Here is a 14,550-nt window from a genome sequence, read left to right on the forward strand (position 1 = left end):
ACCATGAGCACTGAAACTACGTTGCCGGTAACGCTGGCTGAGATCGAAGCCGCAGCCGAAGTACTCAAGCCGGTCATTGCCCGCACCCCGGTGGAGCACTCCCGCGTGCTCTCCCAGCACGTTGGCGCCGAAGTCTTCCTCAAATGCGAGAATATGCAGCGCGCCGGATCCTTCAAGGTCCGCGGCGCCTATGTGCGCATGTCCAAGCTCAGCGACGAGGAGAAGGCGCGCGGAGTCGTCGCCGCATCGGCAGGCAATCACGCGCAGGGCGTCGCCCAGGCCGCCAGCCACCTCGGCATCAAGGCGCGGATCTACATGCCTCTAGGCGTAGCCCTGCCGAAGCTGACCGCAACGCGTGACCACGGCGCGGAAGTCGTGCTGTTCGGCAACACTGTGGATGAGGCGCTGGCCGAGGCGCAGCGTTTCGCCGACGAATCCGGCGCAGTCTTCGTGCATCCCTTCGACCACCCGGACATCATCGCTGGACAGGGCACCATCGGCCTGGAGCTGCTTGAGCAACTGCCTGAGGTCGACACCGTGCTGATGGGCGTGGGCGGCGGCGGGCTGCTGGCCGGCGTTGCCATCGCGCTGAAGGAGAAGGCCCGCGAACTGGGCCGCGAGATCAAGGTGGTGGGCGTCCAGGCGGAAAACGCCGCGGCCTACCCTCCATCACTGGCCGCTGACGCATTGGTCCCGCTGGATACCGTGCACACCATTGCCGATGGCATCGCCGTCGGCAAGCCGGGGCAGCTGCCGTTCACGATCATCAAGGAATTGGTCGACGACGTGGTGACGGTATCGGAAGATACGCTCGCGCGTGCTTTAGTGGTGCTCCTGGAACGCAACAAGCTCGTGGTGGAACCCGCTGGCGCGGTGGGCGTCGCGGCCCTGCTGGAGAACAAGCTGGAGGCGCACGGGATCAACCCGGCAACCACCGCTGTAATCCTTTCCGGAGGCAATATCGACCCGCTGCTGATGCTCAAGGTGATCCAGCGTGGCCTGTCAGCGGCCGGCCGCTTCTTGACCATACGCATGATGCTTCCAGACCGCCCCGGCTCGCTCGCGCAGATCTCCAACATCATTGCCGAATCGGATGCGAACGTGACCCGCTTGGACCACACCCGCATCGGCGGTTCGCTGTCCATGGGCGACGTGGCGATCACCATCGATCTGGAAACCAAGGGCCATGAGCACTCCAAGCAGGTGCTCAACAACCTGCGGGCCGAAGGCTTCGACCCGCAGATCACCAACAACGCCGGCGGCTCCGTGGCCTAAAGGCCGCTGAATGCAGAAAATCCCCAGAACAGCTTGGAGAAGCTGGTCTGGGGATTTGTTCGTCTATACTCCCATTAATCAATTAGACTTTTATTTGAAAATGGGGCTCTGCCCAGGGTCCTTGTTCCACCGTGCATATCGAGGAGATTTCATGGATTGTCTTTCCCGCAGGTCATTTCTAACGGCGGCGATTGCTGTTCCGCTAATCGCTACAGCAAGCGCTCCATCCGCATTGGCCCAAACCTCGGAGTTCGGCGATTTGGTATTGGAGATCAATCCTGAAGTCGATAGAAGGCAATTCTTTACCGGCGAACTTTCCGCAAAAATCTATGAAAACGGAATAGCTGTCACTAGACGCGGACTGACGATGGCCCGTAAATCGAAAGCCGCCATGGCTAAGCTTTGGCGTCCATCATTCGGTTTCCCCACAGATGATATTAGTTATCAAAGCAACGGCTCCTACTATCAGGAATTTACCGGCGTAACAACTTATTGGTCGGGCGGAGATTTTATAGGATCGGAAACGATCCACCCATCAGCTGAATGGGAAACGAACACTTTCAAAGATGTGCCGGAAAGCCATGACCTGTACCGGTACGTGGAGATTCTCTCCAAGCTGGGAGTTACTAATGGCTGGCCCGACGGAACCTTCCGCCCGCAGGCACCTGTACTGCGTGATGCGTTCGCCGCATTCTGCTACCGCATCAACGGGTCGCCTGCTTACACTCCGCCTAATGCCTCTCCATTCAAGGACGTTGCGCGAGACAACATTTTCTACAAGGAGATTTGCTGGCTACATGCCCAAGGCATCGCGAATGGATGGCCAGACGGCACATTCCGGCCATTGGCTCCAATATTGCGCGATGCCATGGCGGCGATGTTGTACCGGATGACTCCAAAATCGGTCTATTCATTTACACCCCTTGCGGAGAGCGGCTTTCGGGATGTAGCTAAATCCAATTTGTTCTATCGCGAAATCGAATGGATGCGTGCTACCGGAATCTCAACGGGCTGGCTGACCGACTTCGGCGAATACGAAGAATGGTATGTAGAGTACAAGCCTTTCGCCAAGGCGACACGTGCTGAAACAGCCGCCTTCTTGGTTCGGTGGTTCGATCTGTTCGGCGATCGAAGGCTGAACGTGATTTCGTAAACGCGGCGAACCGGGTGGTAATCGTCCTGAACGCAGAAAATCCCCAGAACAGCTTGGAGAAGCTGGTCTGGGGATTTTTTTTGCTCAGGCGCTTACTTTGCTCCGTAAGGCTTGGCGGAGATTATCTCGACCTTGATGTCGCGGCCGTTTGGAGCCAGATACGACAGCTTGTCGCCCACCTTGGCGCCGTGCACGGCAACGCCGATAGGGGACTGCTCGGAGTAGACCTCGAGGTCGGTGTCGCCGGCAACTTCGCGGGAGCCGAACAGGAAGGTGGTTTCGTCGCCTGCGATATTGGCGACAACCAGCATGCCTGGCTCAACGATTCCATCGTCGGCTGGAGCGTCGCCTACGTCGGCGCGGCGCAGCAGATCCTTCAGGTAGAGGATGCGGGCTTCAGCCTTGCCCTGCTCTTCACGAGCAGCGTGGTAGCCGCCGTTCTCCTTCAGGTCACCTTCCGAACGTGCCTGCTCGATACGGGCAACGATCTCGGCACGTCCCGGGCCTGAGAGGAAAGTCAGTTCGTCCTGGAGCCGATCGTAGGCTTCCTGAGTCAGCCAAACGACAGGTTCGTTGCTGTTGGTGCTCACGTTGTACTTCCTTTGGTCAGTTAGGACTTCGCTTGGCCTTGGGACCGATAAGTGGTCCTAAAGCCGAAAGCCACCGAAACGGTGGCGTCGACGAAGTCGGATTCGGTACGGATCTGCGGGCCTGCACGTTATTGGCGATGCAAGCAAAGACCCCGCTAGGCTCATGTCCTATTGCTTTGCTAGAACCATGCGCCGATGCGGGGCGAAACGTATCTTTTCAACGATAGTAGTCGCCAAAACGCTTTAAGCCCAATAGATTCAGCTATTAGGGGATGAACAAGCTGAAATGTTAACCCTTGTATTCTTGCGGAACCTCGTAGCAGGACTCCACGCCTACCGTGGTCGCAAGGTTATCGGTGTGCAGGTCGACATCCAGGCGCTGGGTGATGTGCCCGGTAGCTTCTCCTGGATCAAGCAAGACGGTTTCGTAACCGACAATCGCCTTGGATTCATTCATCGCTCGAATGTCGCACTGCACGCGGTACTTGGCGTTGTATTCAACCGCGACAATGGCCTTGGCCTGGGTTGCGGAAACGACCTCGAACTCGATGTCCTGCGCCTTGATGGCGGTGTAGTTGCTGAAGCCGAAATAAGCGGCCCCGGCAACGCCGAGGGAGAGCGCGGCAGCAATCAGCCAATTACGCGTTTTCTTAGGAAGACTGCGTTTCTTGGGGTTGTTGTAGCGAGCCGTTAAGCTTGGATCAGACATTATTTGCCTTGCACCACTCTCTTGCCTGGCGGAATTTGAATAGGGAATGCCGTATAGAGATTCCCTGCTCAAGTTTACCGTCTTTCGGCATGGGGGAATAACCGGTGGTCGGCTATGAGTTGTTATGGGTGACGGGCAGATTTGAGGCTTCGGGCTGTCCAAAAACGTGGCATAAGGAAAGAAGATAAGTGGAGATTCACGACGTGAAGAAAATTGCTCCTTCGCAGGGGCTGCGGCTCATGGCTATTCACGCGCACCCGGATGACGAATCTTCGAAGGGCGCCGCAACGATGGCCGCCTATGTCGATGCCGGCGCCGAGGTCATGGTCGTTTCCTGCACCGGCGGCGAGCGCGGAGATATCCTCAATGCCGCCGCTGGCGAGCTCGCCCATGCGCACCGCGACCTCGCGGGCGTTCGTCGCACCGAAATGGCCGAGGCCGCTGCCGTCTTGGGCGTCAAGCACCGCTGGCTGGGCTACGTCGACTCCGGCCTGCCAGAAGGCGATCCGCTGCCCGAGCTGCCTTTTGGTGCCTTCGCCTTGCAGCCAGTTGAAATCGCCGCTGCCGGGATCATCAAGCTGATCCGGGAATTCCGTCCACATGTCATCACGACCTATGACGAGAATGGCGGCTACCCCCACCCGGACCATATCCACTGCCACAAGGTTTCCACCTTTGCCTTCGAGCATGCGGCCAATCCTGAAATGTACCCGGAATTGGGCGCCCCATGGTCGGTCAGCAAGCTGTACTACGACCGTGCCTTCGCCTCGGATCGCTTCCGCACCTTGCACTACGCGATGCTGGAAGCCGGCTACGAATCTCCGTACACCGAGCGCGTTGCGCAGTGGGAAGCAGACGAAGGCAACCAGATGTTCAAGTGGGTTTCCCCACACACCACGACCACCCAGATCCACTGCGCGGACTTCTTCTCGCAGCGCGACCAGGCGTTGCTGGCGCATAGAACCCAGATTGATCCGGAAGGTTTCTTCTTCGCCGTGCCGGAACACGTCTACGCGGAGCACTGGCCGTGGGAGGACTACACGCTGATCTCCTCCAAGGTAGCCACCGAGTTGCCCGAGACCGACCTGTTTGCCGGACTAAGATAGTACTAAGCGCTTTTCCAGTACTAGAAATGAGAGTTGTCTTTACAACGTGAATACGATCTTTGAATCTTTGGCTCTGACTTCCTCGACCTTGGGTTTCGGCACGGAGACTGCCAGCGATTACGGCCCAGGATTCCTCGGTTTCATTTTCACCGCAGCATTGGTGGTTGCCGTGATCTTCCTGATCCGCGACATGATCCGCCGTGTCCGCCGCGTGCGCTACACCTCGGAAGCAGAAGCAAAGCAGCAGGAGATGGTGTCCAAGGGCGAAGAGCGCAAGTTCCAGGAACCCGATGAGCCGCACGACCCGAAGACCGACGAGCAGCAGTAGGAGCTTTGTGAGCTGCGCGATAGCATGATTGCGTGGCACAACGACTCGCTGGCTCATCCAGCCAATACCTCAGACAGCATTCGCATCAACTAGTCGACTGGTTCCCCTATGGGGACGAAGCCTTTGAACAGGCCCGGTTGCGCGACGTACCGGTGATGCTTTCCATCGGCTACGCTGCCTGCCACTGGTGCCACGTGATGAGCCACGAGTCCTTCGACGACTCCCAGATCGCGGCCCTGCTGAACGAGAACTTCGTCGCCATCAAGGTCGACCGCGAAGAGCATCCGCTCGTCGACGACACCTACATGCTGGCCACCCAGGCGCTCACCGGTGCCGGAGGCTGGCCGATGACCATTTTCGCGCTGCCCGACGGGAGAACCGTGCATGCCGGCACGTACTATCCGAAAGAGCCCCGCGGCAAGACCCCGAGCTTCCGCCAAGTGCTCGATGCGGTCCATGAAGCCTGGGAAACCAAGCGCGAATCGCTGGAAGAGCAGGCCCAGATGCTCGCCGGGCATCTGGCCGAACTCGGAAGCCGGCAAAGCTCGCTGTTGTCCCTGCAATCCCAGGAACCAGCGGACAAGGCCTTCGGGGCAGCGCTGGACCGGTGGATTGCCGGCACCAAGCCGGAAGGCGGCTTCACCCCTGCACCCAAATTCCCTCCGACCTGGGCCCTGAAAACACTGTGGCGTGCAGTAATCACCACCCCTGATCGCGCCGAAGAGGCCTTCACCGCCGCGGCCACCCACCTCGAAGCGATGTTCCTCGGCGGCTTGCAGGATCACGTTGAGGGCGGTTTCGCCCGCTACTGCGTCGACGAGAACTGGTCGGTCCCGCATTTCGAGAAGATGCTCTACGACAATGCCGGGCTGCTGTCGCTGGCGGCACGCACCAGCGTGCTGGCCGCCGAATTCTCCCGCACCTCCGAAGGGGAAGCGGCCCAGCGCGCGCAGAAGCTTGCAGGACTGGCCCGGCGTAGCGCCGAAGGCATCATCGATTTCCTCAACGAGGAACTGCTCACCTCGTCGTCCGCCGCTCCGGCCCTCGCCGCGTCGCTGGATGCCGATTCTTCCCGTGATGGCAAGCAGATCGAAGGTGCGTACTACACCTTCAACCGCGAGGAGATGGCGCTGGTCTCCGACCCGCTGATTCATCGCCTGCCCAAGGGGCTGCTGCGTTTCGCGCCGGTGGCCGAGGACCCGCAGAATTTCTGCTTCTCGCTGCTGCGGATGCCCGAGCCGAGCGAACTGGGCGTCCTGCAGGAACTGCGCGAGGCAATGCGGGCGCTGCGCCGCTCGCGGATCATGCCGGTCCGCGACGAAAAGGTGATCGCCGGCTGGAATGGCCTGGCCATCGAAGCCCTGGCTGAAGCCGCGCTGCTGCTGGACCAGCCGAGGGCCCTGGAGCTCGCCGAGAAGGCGGCCAATTCTGTGTGGCAGATGCAGTGGGATGAGCGTGCCGGACGGCTGGCTCGGGTGAGCTTCTCCAACCGTGCCGAGCACGGCAACGAGGGCACCTTGCAGGACTACGCCGCCTTGGCCCTGGGCTTCTTGGCGTTGGGCCAGGCCAGCGGCCAGAAGCAGTGGGCAGCGAGGGCCAGCCAGTTGCTGGGACGTGCAGCGGACTTCGTGGATCCGGAAACCGGGGTGCCGCGCGACGCGGTGGGCGCCGATGCGCGGATCGCCGCCCAGCGCGGCAACATCGCTGCGGTCACGGTGCTTGATGACGCGCTGCCGGCTTCGGGGGCGCTCTACGCCAAGGCGTTGGCAATGCATGCGCTGCAGTCCATGGCTGCAGGGGAGTACAGCGAAGCTGATGCGGCGGCCTTGGACAGCGCCCGCGTGCTTTCGGCCCATGCGTTGGCGTTGGCCAGCGATGCGCCGACACAGGTGGCGACCGCCTTGGAAGTGCAATGCATCGTTTCCAGCCCCGTCCAGTATCTCGCGATGTCGCAGTGGGATTCGGCAGAAGCCAAGCGCGTGCGTTCCGTGGCGTTGAGCCTGGGGATGAATGCGCGCCACGATCCGTCGCTGCCCGGCGCGGAGAACGGCCTGCAGATCCAGCCGTGCCGCGAGGAATTGTGCCAGATGCCAGTGGCCGGGATGGACGGATTCTTCTCGCTGTTCGCTTCGGGAAAGGACGCCTGAGCCCAGGGCGAAGCGTCCGCCGTGGACGCGGTGCGGCGGGCAGATGCCCGCGCTTGGTGATAATTAGCGGTAGATTTAGAACCTAGAGTTTTGGAATCTACCGAAAGGAAGGGACAAGGTGCAGCTACCGAACCTTGCGTACCGTTACTACGAACGGCGCTTGGCGAAGTCCCTTCCATCCGACAAGCTTCCGCACCACATTGGCGTGATGGTCGACGGCAACCGCCGGTGGGCCAAGCTGGCCGGCACCCCGACCGTTGCGGGCCACCAGGCCGGTGCCGACAAGATCCTGGAATTCCTCGACTGGTGCGACGACCTGGATATCAAGATGGTCACCTTGTACATGCTCTCCACCGACAACCTCAACCGGGAAGCCGGCGAGCTGCGCGACCTGCTGGAGGTCATCGGCTCGACCCTGGACCGGCTGGGCGAGACCAACCGGGTCAAGGTCCAGCAGGTGGGAGCGAAGGACCTGCTGCCCGAGGACTTGGCGCAGAAGCTCGCCGCCCTGGAAACCGTGACTGCCAACCGCACCGGCGTCCATGTGAACGTGGCCATCGGCTACGGAGGGCGCCGCGAGATCCTCGATGCGTTCAAGGCGCTGCTGTGCAAGGCCGCCGAGGATGGGCGCACGATCGAGGAGCTGGCCGAGGGCCTGTCGACCGAAGACATCGAATCGGCCCTCTACACCAAGGGCCAGCCGGATCCGGACCTGGTGATCCGCACCAGCGGCGAGCAGCGCCTGTCCGGCTTCCTGACCTGGCAAAGCGCCTACTCGGAGTTCTACTTCTGCGAGGCGCTGTGGCCGGATTTCCGCCGCGTTGACTTCCTGCGCGCCCTGCGCGACTTCGCTGACCGCCAGCGCCGCTTCGGAACCTGAGCCGAGCGCGTTGCGCCAGGCTCGGCTGTTCAACTAATCGTTACCTGAACGTAGTGTGTGCGTCGTCTCTTGGAGGCGTTTCGGGGTCTAAGGTGATCATAAGGCCGGGGCATCAAGTCCCAGCTGAGCGAAGGGTTCCACACTAGATGACCAAATGCAGCGCCAGCCGGATTGCTTTCCGGAATCGCCTTGGGCATCCGGTGCCGGGATTCCCCACTGACGCGTGGGGAGAGTCCCCACGCCGGATTCGAGAATGGGTGCGCTGCCATGACACGAACAGCCGAACAGGGTGTACGAACCTACGTCATTGATACGTCGGTCTTGCTTTCCGATCCGAAAGCCATGTTCCAATTCGATGAGCACCATGTCGTGATTCCGCTGACCGTAGTCACCGAGCTGGAAAACAAGCGCAAGGACCCGGATCTGGGTTTCTTCGCACGCCAGGCCTTGCGGCTGCTTGATGACTTGATCGCCAGCCATGGCGGGCTGGCCCAGGCGGTGCCAGTGTCCAAGACCGGTGGAACGCTGCGCATCGAATTGAATAATATTGCCCCTGAGGTCCTGCCGGTAGGCATGCGATCAGGCGATAACGATTCACGGATCCTGGCTGTCGCCAAGCACCTGCTTGATGAAGGCCTCGACGTTGCCCTGGTGACCAAGGACTTGCCGATGCGCATCAAGGCCTCGGCCATGGGGATCCATGCCGAGGTGTACCGCAATGAGCTGATCGCCTCGACCGGGTGGACCGGCATCCAGCAGCTGGACCTGGATGAAGAGACCATGGCCAAGCTCTACGAGCATGAACAGGTGCTGAACCACCCTGCGGCAGCCGATGAACCGATCAACACCGGCTTCGTGATCACCTCACCGCGCGGAAGCGCCCTGGGCCGCAAGGTGGATGCGAATACCGTGAAGCTGGTGCGCGGAGACCAGCAGGCCTTCGGACTGCACGGCCGCAGCGCTGAGCAGCGCATCGCCCTGGACCTGCTGATGGACCCTTCCGTGGGCATCGTGTCGCTGGGCGGTAACGCCGGCACCGGCAAGTCCGCGTTGGCGCTGTGCGCCGGCATGGAAGCGGTGCTTGAACGCAGGGAGCACCGGAAGATCACCGTGTTCCGTCCCCTGTACGCTGTCGGCGGCCAGGAATTGGGCTACCTGCCCGGTTCCGAAGGGGAGAAAATGGGACCGTGGGCCCAGGCGGTCTTCGATACCCTCGGGTCGATCGTGTCGAAGAACGCCATCGATGAAGTGGTGGAACGCGGGATGCTGGAAGTGCTGCCGCTGACCCACATCCGCGGGCGTTCGCTGCATGATTCCTACGTCATCGTCGACGAAGCCCAGTCCCTGGAACGCAATGTGCTGCTCACGGTGCTCTCGCGCATCGGGCAGAATTCCAAGGTGGTGCTCACCCATGACGTGGCGCAGCGCGACAACCTGCATGTGGGCCGCTATGACGGCGTCGCCGCGGTCGTGGAACAGCTCAAGGGGCACGCGCTCTTCGGGCATGTGACCCTGACCCGATCCGAACGCTCTGCGATCGCCGCGCTGGTCACCAACCTGCTGGATACTCCGACGCTGGCCTAGGACCGGCGTTCGCTGCGCAGCTCCCACGGAATCGGTGCCCGGACATCGGTCAGCGTGGGAGCTGGGGCCGTGAACAGCGAATCGATGTAGTACTCGTTGTGCGCGAGAACCTGGAGCGAGAGCTCCGGGGCCGGCGGCATCCCGGTTGGGGCGGCCAGCACCCGGCGGTTCAGGCAGACGCCGGTTGCCAGATCCAGGACCACGAGGGTCCGAGCGCCTTCGGGAACCAGGGGAGCGCTGGCCAGCGTGGGCTGGTAGGTATGCCCCGCGGTGAGGACGGCGGCCAGCGCTGGCCGGCCGTCGTGGGTGATCTCGGCCAGCTCGTGGATGTAGGTGGGGTGGTCGAATGCCAGATCATGCGAGGCGGGCTCGGATCCGGCAAGCTCCACGGGATCGAGCATCGATTCCCAATGCTCCAGTGGCAGCAGCCCGTTGAAGCCGGAAATATCTGGACGGCGCAATATCAACTGGTCCGAGGTGTACACCGGGGAGGTCAGCGAGGCAGGCAGCTTCCAGGAGGAATTCGTGGCAGCGACATAGCCGCGGCTGCGGTCCGCGGTGAACTTCTCCTGCTGGTACACCAGCTGCCCATCCGCCGAACGCACGGCAATGGCTTCGCGCTGGCGGATGATGGCGGTCAGCGTTCCTTCCAAGCCATCTTCCGGCTTGGCGTATTCGCCCGGGACCTGGACCTGGAACTGCAGCGAGGTGCTCAGCCAAGGGGCTGAACGGGCCAGGGCGCGGAAACGGCGCCGAGCAGCGGATTCAGGGGCAGACTGCCCGGGGAAAAGAAGTGGAACTGCAGGAACGTCCATACCCTAATTGTAGAAGCGGAAGAATTATTCACAAGGGGAACACCCCTCTGCCGCACAGGCGTGGACATGCTTATGCTCTACACATGTCAGAAATTTGGAACGTAGCCCAGGAAGGCCCGGCGGTCGCGGCAGCAGTCGTTGTCCAGCTGGCCTGCTTTGCCGGCTTCGGGTTCCTCCTGGCCAGGCAAGACATCGCAACGCATCGCCTGCCCAATCGGCTTATCGCTTACTGGCTGGCGGCCAGCACCGTGGTGATCGTGTTGCTGGGCATCCTGCGTTCTGATGCTCACGGCGTGCTCATGGGCCTGCTGGGGTTGCTGCTGCTGGGCGGAGGATATCTGCTCATTACGCTGATCTCCGCCGGCGCCATGGGCATGGGAGATGTGAAGCTGGCCGGAGTGCTGGGACTGAACCTGGGCTACTATTCTGTGCCCGGCTTGTTCTTCGCAACCGTGCTCACCTTCGTGCTGGCGACCTGCTGGGTGATCGGGGGAATGGCAGTGCGGAAATTGACCCTGAAATCAGCTGTCCCTTTCGGTCCCTTCATGCTGGTTGGAGCATTGGCAGTACTGCTTATGGCACGATGAAATCATGGCAACTCCTGAATTCATCACCCATCTTCGGCAACGTATCGGACACGAACCGCTGTGGCTCTCCGGGGTGAAAGTTGTTGTCTTCCGGGACAGCCGAGTGCTGCTGGTGCGCCGTGCCGACAATGGGCAATGGACCCTGCCGGCGGGGATTATCGACCCTGGCGAAGAACCATCGCACACTGCGCATCGCGAAGTCCTGGAAGAGACCGGCGTTGAATGCGAGATCACGGACCTGTTGGGTGTCGGAGTGACCGCGCCAACGGTTTATCCCAATGGGGATCACGCCCAGTACCTCGATGTGGTTTTCAAAGCCCGCCACCTCTCCGGCGATGCGAGGGTCAACGATGACGAAAACCTGGAAGTGGGATATTTCGAGCTCGCAGAGCGGCCAGAGCTCCCGCCACTGCATGAGCGGGCTGTGCAGTGGGCACTGGACCCGCGGCCCGGCGGATACTTCGCCAGCTGATGAGTCCTGCAATCGCTTGCCGATGGCATGAACATAGACTTGTTCCATGACTGGGATCGAACTGATTGAACCAACTGCCTCACTCCACGCTTCTTTCATACGGAGCACTGCTGAATGGGCGGGAACGGATCAAGACGGCGCCTCGGTCTTCTTCGCTGCCAAATACGGCTGGGATCTACACAACGCGGACGACTTCGCTCAATGGGTCCAGCTGCTCAAGGATCTGGAAACGCCGAACTTCACGCCACCAAAAGGTTTCGTCGCGCAAAGCACACTGTGGCTAGTGCATGGCGATGAATACTTGGGTGCAGCCAGCTTGCGTCATGAGCTGGGCAATGATTTCCTCCGCGAAGTTGGCGGGCACATCGGCTATGGAATACGCCCGAGCGCCCGCGGAAACCGCCTGGCCAGAATCGCGCTCGCCGGATCCTTGGAACAAGCGCGCAACCTGGGCCTGCCACGAGTCATGCTCACGTGCAACGACTCCAATATTGCTTCGGCGAGAACTATTGAAGCTTGCGAAGGAGTCCTCGAAAGCATCGCTCCGGTTTCCGAAATCGGTCCTCGCTTCGGCTCCCGCGAGGACCTGCGACGCTATTGGATTGAACTGGTCTAATTCGCTGGAGGCACCCCACGGCGGCTCATTTAGCTGCGCCCCAACTGATTAAGCAAGCTACCGCGGCCAGTTGCCGGCAACTGTCCGCGGTAGCTGAGCTTGGAATAGCTCGGTGCTAGTGCTTGCCCACCATGGTGGAAACATCCAGCAGCGCATCGAGCTGCTCCTCGGTGACTTCGCCGCGCTCGACGAAGCCCAGTGCGATGGTTGCTTCGCGGACGGTCAGCGACTCGGCCACAGCCTTCTTGGCGATCTTGGCGGCATTCTCGTAGCCGATGAGCTTGTTCAGCGGGGTGACAATCGATGGGGAAGCCTCGGCCAGGAAGCGCGCGCGTTCCACATTGGCCTTGATACCGTCGATCATCTTCTCAGCCATCACCGTCGAAGTGTTGGAGAGCAGGCGAACGGATTCGAGCAGGTTCGAGGCCATGACCGGGATGCCCACGTTCAGCTCGAAGGCTCCGTTGGTCCCGGCCCAGGCGATGGCCGTGTCGTTGCCGATGACCTGGGCTGCCACCTGGATGGTTGCCTCCGAGATGACCGGGTTGACCTTGCCGGGCATGATGGAGGAACCGGGCTGCAGGTCTGGGATCGCGATTTCGCCCAATCCGGTATTCGGGCCGGAGCCCATCCAGCGCAGGTCGTTGGCGATCTTGATCAACGAGATCGCGATGGTGCGCAAAGCAGCCGATGCCTCGACCAGGCCATCGCGGTTGGCTTGGGCTTCGAAGTGGTTGCGCGCCTCGGTGATGGGCAGCCCGGTGTCTTCGCGGAGGAATTCGATGACCCGCTGGGGGAAGCCATCCGGGGTGTTGATACCGGTGCCTACTGCGGTGCCGCCCAAGGGAACTTCGGCAACTCGCGGCAGCGCGGCTTCGATGCGTTCAATGCCGTAGCGGACCTGTGCTGCATAGCCGCCGAATTCCTGGCCAAGGGTGACCGGGGTGGCATCCATCAGGTGGGTGCGGCCGGATTTGACTACATCCTTGAACTCGGCAGACTTCGCTTCCAGTGCGGAAGCCAGGGTGCCCAACGCCGGGACCAGGTCCTTGATCAGCGCTCCGGTGGCGGCAACGTGCACGGAGGTGGGGAAGACGTCGTTGGAGGACTGCGACGCGTTCACGTGGTCGTTCGGGTGGACCTCGGTGCCGCTGCCCTTGGATTCCAGGGCACGGGTTGCCAGTTCGGCGAGCACCTCATTGGTGTTCATGTTCGAGCTGGTTCCGGATCCGGTCTGGAACACGTCGATCGGGAAGTGCTCATCGTATTGGCCGGTAGCGACCTGATCGGCCGCGGCCACGATGGCGGCGGCGCGTTCTTCATCCAGCACCCCCAGCGCCAGATTGGCTTGGGCGGCGGCCTTCTTGACCTGGGCCAGGGCCTTGATATGCGAGGATTCCAGGGTCTTGCCCGAGATCGGGAAATTTTCGACGGCGCGCTGGGTTTGCGCGCGGTACAGGGCCTGAGCCGGAACCCGGACTTCGCCCATGGTGTCATGTTCGATGCGGAAATCGTCACTGTTAGTCATGAGCCCAGAGTACGCCCGAACCGCAATCAAAGGACAGGGCTCTGACGTAAACATCACAACCAACAGTGACGCTTCGCCGAAATGGGAATAAAAGCCGTTTTACAAGGCTTTTCCCGAGAACTTAGAGTTCTTAGTCGAGACCCAGGCTGGAGACCAGCTGGGCACGGCCATCGTGCAGGTGGTAGGACACGCCCGCGACTGCGGTCCGGCCTTCTTCGATAGCCAGCGCAACGATGCTGGACAAATCGACGAGGCGGTCGGTGGTCTGCTTGACGTGCTCGACGACGGTGCCGTTCACGTCGGTGATGCCCTTGCGCTCGGCGGCCTGGACCGATGGGGTGATGTGCTCAACGAGGTCGCGCACGAAGCCCTTGGGCATGTTGCCCGATTCCTTGACCTTGATGGCGCTGGTGACCGCACCGCAGGAGTTGTGCCCGAGGATTACGATCAATGGGACGTTGAGGATGTCGACGGCGAATTCCAGCGAACCGAGGCTAGCCGGGTCCAGGACGTGGCCCGCGGTACGCACCACGAACATGTCACCCAATCCCACGTCGAAAATGATCTCAGCGGCAAGCCGGGAATCCGAGCAGCCAAAGATGACAGCGAAGGGTTCCTGGCCGGAAATCAGCTTCTCGCGTCGTGCACTGTCCTGGTTAGGGTGCTGGGTATCGTCATTGACGAAACGGAAATTTCCTGCGCTGAGCTTTTCCCACGCCTCTTGAGGAGTCATGGATGGATTTTTTGATTCTGCGTGCAT

At 61.1% G+C, this 14,550-nt stretch carries 15 protein-coding genes; 10 read left to right on the top strand and 5 right to left on the bottom strand.

Features of this window, described 5'->3' with window-relative positions; genetic code table 11:
- Nucleotides 1-3 precede the first annotated feature (3 nt).
- Nucleotides 4-1,275 (top strand): threonine ammonia-lyase, encoded by a 1,272-nt coding sequence (ilvA, locus tag JOE62_RS05075; RefSeq protein WP_204720856.1) that lies wholly within the window; start codon nt 4-6, stop codon nt 1,273-1,275.
- A 151-nt stretch (nt 1,276-1,426) separates the two neighbouring features.
- Nucleotides 1,427-2,428, top strand: coding sequence for an S-layer homology domain-containing protein (locus tag JOE62_RS05080; RefSeq protein WP_170214632.1), 1,002 nt, complete (start codon nt 1,427-1,429; stop codon nt 2,426-2,428).
- Between the two features lie 92 nt (nt 2,429-2,520).
- On the opposite strand, the gene greA is transcribed toward JOE62_RS05080, so the two are convergent.
- Together greA and JOE62_RS05090 are read right to left on the bottom strand one after the other, a co-directional pair.
- Nucleotides 2,521-3,018, bottom strand: a complete 498-nt coding sequence (greA, locus tag JOE62_RS05085) for a transcription elongation factor GreA (RefSeq protein WP_204720858.1) — start codon at nt 3,016-3,018, stop codon at nt 2,521-2,523.
- Nucleotides 3,019-3,307: 289 nt separating this feature from the next.
- Complete coding sequence (locus JOE62_RS05090) at nt 3,308-3,727, bottom strand: DUF4307 domain-containing protein (protein WP_204720860.1); 420 nt, start codon at nt 3,725-3,727, stop codon at nt 3,308-3,310.
- Between the two features lie 239 nt (nt 3,728-3,966).
- On the opposite strand from JOE62_RS05090, the gene mca reads away from it, so the two are divergent.
- From mca to JOE62_RS05115, 5 genes are all read left to right on the top strand, one after another.
- Nucleotides 3,967-4,833 (top strand): mycothiol conjugate amidase Mca, encoded by an 867-nt coding sequence (gene mca, locus JOE62_RS05095; RefSeq protein WP_052253578.1) that lies wholly within the window; start codon nt 3,967-3,969, stop codon nt 4,831-4,833.
- A gap of 46 nt (nt 4,834-4,879) precedes the next feature.
- Nucleotides 4,880-5,161, top strand: a complete 282-nt coding sequence (locus tag JOE62_RS05100; protein WP_204720862.1) for a hypothetical protein — start codon at nt 4,880-4,882, stop codon at nt 5,159-5,161.
- 32 nt (nt 5,162-5,193) lie between these two features.
- Entirely contained in the window at nt 5,194-7,308 is a 2,115-nt protein-coding gene (locus tag JOE62_RS05105; RefSeq protein ID WP_204720864.1) for a DUF255 domain-containing protein, read from the top strand.
- Between the two features lie 118 nt (nt 7,309-7,426).
- Nucleotides 7,427-8,188: an isoprenyl transferase gene (locus JOE62_RS05110; protein WP_204720866.1), complete on the top strand. Its 762-nt coding sequence runs from the start codon at nt 7,427-7,429 to the stop codon at nt 8,186-8,188.
- 267 nt (nt 8,189-8,455) lie between these two features.
- Complete coding sequence (locus JOE62_RS05115) at nt 8,456-9,772, top strand: RNA 5'-3' helicase PhoH2 (RefSeq protein WP_190264681.1); 1,317 nt, start codon at nt 8,456-8,458, stop codon at nt 9,770-9,772.
- Here JOE62_RS05115 and JOE62_RS05120 read toward each other — a convergent pair.
- Complete coding sequence (locus tag JOE62_RS05120) at nt 9,769-10,587, bottom strand: hypothetical protein (RefSeq protein ID WP_204720868.1); 819 nt, start codon at nt 10,585-10,587, stop codon at nt 9,769-9,771. The two genes, JOE62_RS05115 and JOE62_RS05120, sit on opposite strands and share 4 nt — an antisense overlap.
- Nucleotides 10,588-10,670: 83 nt before the next feature.
- Between JOE62_RS05120 and JOE62_RS05125 the strand changes: the two genes are divergently transcribed.
- Genes JOE62_RS05125 through JOE62_RS05135 form a run of 3 tightly spaced genes read left to right on the top strand, consistent with a single transcriptional unit; the run spans nt 10,671 to nt 12,262 of the window.
- Entirely contained in the window at nt 10,671-11,174 is a 504-nt protein-coding gene (locus JOE62_RS05125; protein ID WP_204720870.1) for a prepilin peptidase, read from the top strand.
- Nucleotides 11,175-11,178: 4 nt separating this feature from the next.
- Nucleotides 11,179-11,646, top strand: a complete 468-nt coding sequence (locus tag JOE62_RS05130; RefSeq protein WP_038989895.1) for an NUDIX hydrolase — start codon at nt 11,179-11,181, stop codon at nt 11,644-11,646.
- Nucleotides 11,647-11,692: 46 nt separating this feature from the next.
- Nucleotides 11,693-12,262 (top strand): GNAT family N-acetyltransferase, encoded by a 570-nt coding sequence (locus tag JOE62_RS05135; RefSeq protein ID WP_204720872.1) that lies wholly within the window; start codon nt 11,693-11,695, stop codon nt 12,260-12,262.
- Nucleotides 12,263-12,377: 115 nt separating this feature from the next.
- Here the strand turns inward: JOE62_RS05135 and JOE62_RS05140 are convergent, their stop codons facing one another.
- Together JOE62_RS05140 and JOE62_RS05145 are read right to left on the bottom strand one after the other, a co-directional pair.
- Nucleotides 12,378-13,790, bottom strand: coding sequence for a class II fumarate hydratase (locus tag JOE62_RS05140; protein WP_204720874.1), 1,413 nt, complete (start codon nt 13,788-13,790; stop codon nt 12,378-12,380).
- Nucleotides 13,791-13,920: 130 nt separating this feature from the next.
- Nucleotides 13,921-14,523, bottom strand: a complete 603-nt coding sequence (locus JOE62_RS05145) for a carbonic anhydrase (RefSeq protein ID WP_204720876.1) — start codon at nt 14,521-14,523, stop codon at nt 13,921-13,923.
- Nucleotides 14,524-14,550 lie beyond the last annotated feature (27 nt).

Origin of the sequence: Glutamicibacter nicotianae (genome assembly GCF_016907615.1) — a bacterium.
GTDB lineage: Bacteria > Actinomycetota > Actinomycetes > Actinomycetales > Micrococcaceae > Glutamicibacter > Glutamicibacter nicotianae.

What these genes read in the sequence shown, in the direction of transcription:
- JOE62_RS05090 (WP_204720860.1), bottom strand. Translation starts at nt 3,727, where the DNA reads ATGTCTGATCCAAGCTTAACGGCTCGCTACAACAACCCCAAGAAACGC.
- JOE62_RS05140 (WP_204720874.1), bottom strand. Translation starts at nt 13,790, where the DNA reads ATGACTAACAGTGACGATTTCCGCATCGAACATGACACCATGGGCGAA.
- JOE62_RS05130 (WP_038989895.1), top strand. Translation starts at nt 11,179, where the DNA reads ATGGCAACTCCTGAATTCATCACCCATCTTCGGCAACGTATCGGACAC.
- JOE62_RS05120 (WP_204720868.1), bottom strand. Translation starts at nt 10,587, where the DNA reads ATGGACGTTCCTGCAGTTCCACTTCTTTTCCCCGGGCAGTCTGCCCCT.
- JOE62_RS05080 (WP_170214632.1), top strand. Translation starts at nt 1,427, where the DNA reads ATGGATTGTCTTTCCCGCAGGTCATTTCTAACGGCGGCGATTGCTGTT.
- ilvA (WP_204720856.1), top strand. Translation starts at nt 4, where the DNA reads ATGAGCACTGAAACTACGTTGCCGGTAACGCTGGCTGAGATCGAAGCC.
- mca (WP_052253578.1), top strand. Translation starts at nt 3,967, where the DNA reads ATGGCTATTCACGCGCACCCGGATGACGAATCTTCGAAGGGCGCCGCA.
- JOE62_RS05135 (WP_204720872.1), top strand. Translation starts at nt 11,693, where the DNA reads ATGACTGGGATCGAACTGATTGAACCAACTGCCTCACTCCACGCTTCT.
- JOE62_RS05115 (WP_190264681.1), top strand. Translation starts at nt 8,456, where the DNA reads ATGACACGAACAGCCGAACAGGGTGTACGAACCTACGTCATTGATACG.
- JOE62_RS05145 (WP_204720876.1), bottom strand. Translation starts at nt 14,523, where the DNA reads ATGACTCCTCAAGAGGCGTGGGAAAAGCTCAGCGCAGGAAATTTCCGT.
- JOE62_RS05125 (WP_204720870.1), top strand. Translation starts at nt 10,671, where the DNA reads ATGTCAGAAATTTGGAACGTAGCCCAGGAAGGCCCGGCGGTCGCGGCA.